The sequence below is a fragment of the Ochrobactrum teleogrylli genome, assembly GCF_006376685.1.
GTDB lineage: Bacteria > Pseudomonadota > Alphaproteobacteria > Rhizobiales > Rhizobiaceae > Brucella > Brucella teleogrylli.
This window is the reverse complement of the sequence record NZ_VEWL01000032.1, coordinates 2,501-5,673: the sequence shown is the minus strand read 5'-3', so window position 1 is coordinate 5,673 and position 3,173 is coordinate 2,501. Positions and strand designations below refer to the sequence as shown.

Below are 3,173 nucleotides of genomic sequence, written 5' to 3'. Positions count from 1 at the left end.
GTTCGATGGATATTGTAAATGGGAGTGATCAAGTCGATCGAGCTATTAGTACCGGTAAGCTGCATGCGTTGCCGCACTTCCACACCCGGCCTATCAACGTGGTGGTCTTCCACGGCTCTGATAGGGAATACTCGTTTTTAGGTGGGTTTCCCGCTTAGATGCCTTCAGCGGTTATCCCGTCCGTATATAGCTACCCTGCTATGCCGTTGGCACGACAACAGGTCCACCAGAGATACGTCCATCCCGGTCCTCTCGTACTAGGGACAGATCCTATCAATATTCCTACACCCACGGCAGATAGGGACCGAACTGTCTCACGACGTTCTGAACCCAACTCACGTACCGCTTTAAATGGCGAACAGCCATACCCTTGGGACCTGCTCCAGCCCCAGGATGCGATGAGTCGACATCGAGGTGCCAAACAACCCCGTCGATATGGACTCTTGGGGGTCATCAGCCTGTTATCCCCGGCGTACCTTTTATCCGTTGAGCGATGGCCCTTCCACGCGGGACCACCGGATCACTATGACCGACTTTCGTCTCTGCTCGACTTGTCAGTCTTGCAGTCAGGCAGGCTTATGCCATTGCACTCGACGAACGATTTCCGACCGTTCTGAGCCTACCATCGCGCGCCTCCGTTACTCTTTAGGAGGCGACCGCCCCAGTCAAACTACCCACCATACACGGTCCTGGACCCGGATAACGGGCCGCAGTTAGACATCCATATAGGCAAGGGTGGTATTTCAAGGATGACTCCACAATGGCTGGCGCCACTGCTTCAAAGTCTACCACCTATCCTACACATGCCGACACGAATGCCAGTGTAAAGCTATAGTAAAGGTGCACGGGGTCTTTCCGTCTAACCGCAGGAACCCCGCATCTTCACGGGGAATTCAATTTCACTGAGTCTGCGTTGGAGACAGCGGGGAAGTCGTTACGCCATTCGTGCAGGTCGGAACTTACCCGACAAGGAATTTCGCTACCTTAGGACCGTTATAGTTACGGCCGCCGTTTACTGGGGCTTCAATTCAATGCTTGCACATCTCCTCTTAACCTTCCAGCACCGGGCAGGCGTCAGACCCTATACGTCGTCTTGCGACTTCGCAGAGCCCTGTGTTTTTGGTAAACAGTCGCTACCCCCTGGTCTGTGCCACCCCCACAAAGTTGCCTTCATGGAGGTCACGCTTCTTCCGAAGTTACGCGTGCATTTTGCCGAGTTCCTTCAACGCAGTTCTCTCAAGCGCCTTGGTATTCTCTACCAGTCCACCAGTGTCGGTTTAGGGTACGGTCTATATGCAGGAGCTATTTCCTGGAACCGCTTCGCTGCAAGATCAATCCAATAAGACCTTACAACACACGCGATCCGTCACTACCTGCAGGCCCACGAATATTAACGTGGTTCCCATCGACTACGCCTTTCGGCCTCGCCTTAGGGGCCGGCTAACCCTGCTCAGATTAACTTTAAGCAGGAACCCTTGGACTTTCGGCGAGGGAGTCTCTCACTCCCTTTATCGTTACTCATGTCAGCATTCTCACTTCCGATACCTCCAGGATGTCTCACGACTGTCCCTTCACAGGCTTACGGAACGCTCCGCTACCACGCACATACGTGCATCCACAGCTTCGGTGTATGGCTTTAGCCCCGGTACATTTTCGGCGCAAAGACCCTTATTTAGACCAGTGAGCTGTTACGCTTTCTTTAAATGATGGCTGCTTCTAAGCCAACATCCTGGTTGTTTTGGGATCCTCACATCCTTTCCCACTTAGCCATAACTTAGGGACCTTAGATGGTGGTCAGGGTTGTTGCCCTCTTCACGACGGACGTTAGCACCCGCCGTGTGTCTGCCCAGTAGTACTCCCCGGTATTCGGAGTTTGATTAGGATCAGTAAGACGGTGAGTCCCCATAGCCCATTCAGTGCTCTACCCCCGGGGGTATTCGCTGGACGCTCTACCTAAATAGATTTCGCGGAGAACCAGCTATCTCCAAGTTTGATTGGCCTTTCACCCCTAGCCACAAGTCATCCCGATCTATTGCAACAGATATGGGTTCGGTCCTCCAGTACGTGTTACCGTACCTTCAACCTGCTCATGGCTAGATCACTTGGTTTCGGGTCTAATCCGACGAACTGAACGCCCTGTTCAGACTCGCTTTCGCTGCGCCTACACCTACCGGCTTAAGCTTGCTCGTCAGACTAAGTCGCTGACCCATTATACAAAAGGTACGCTGTCACCCAGGACGAACCTTGGGCTCCAACTGTTTGTAGGCATTCGGTTTCAGGTACTATTTCACTCCCCTCGTCGGGGTGCTTTTCACCTTTCCCTCACGGTACTGGTTCGCTATCGGTCATGCACGAGTACTTAGGCTTGGATCGTGGTCGACCCATGTTCAGACAGGATTTCACGTGTCCCGCCCTACTCAAGGACTTCTGTTCACTTTACGTGTACGGGGCTATCACCCACTTTAGCCAACCTTTCCAGATTGTTCCACTTTGCTCACAAAAGCCACTGGCCTGGTCCGCGTTCGCTCGCCACTACTAGCGGAGTCTCGTTTGATGTCCTTTCCTCTGGGTACTTAGATGTTTCAGTTCCCCAGGTTCGCTTCTAACACCCTATGTATTCAGGTGTAGATACCTTATTACGATAACTAGAAAGTTGAGTTGTTCTTGCTCACGCTGTCGCAGCTTGCGCTGCTTCGCTCCGCAGGGGCGGTTCATTCGAACCGACGACCTAGCGGTCTGTATGGGCTCGCACCCATGCAGTTTCACTCCAACAATTCAAATTTTCTAGCTATCTAAGGTGGGTTGCCCCATTCGGAAATCGTCGGATCAAAGGGTATTCGCACCTCCCCGACGCTTATCGCAGCGTATCACGTCCTTCATCGCCTGTGCATGCCAAGGCATCCACCAAATGCCCTTAAGACACTTGATCACTCTCATTGCCAATATCCATCAAAACATCAGTCTTGACGTTATCAGCAGAAAGACCAGCTTCTCGAGATACAATCGGTGGCGCGGTTAGGCTGCCAATCATAATGCAAGGCTTGAGCAAGCTCTTGCGACACTGATCAACGATCAGTCCGATTACATCTTCTCTTCACTATTTCATACAGAACACGCAGACTAAAAAGTCCGCAAACTTGGTTCTTTCCTCGATGATTGACTGTCCGTCCTAC

Annotated in this window: 1 rRNA gene; it reads right to left on the bottom strand. The window is 52.1% G+C overall.

The features are described from left to right. Positions 1-24: 24 nt before the first annotated feature. A 23S ribosomal RNA gene (locus FIC94_RS22250) occupies positions 25-2,929 on the bottom strand. Positions 2,930-3,173: the final 244 nt, after the last annotated feature.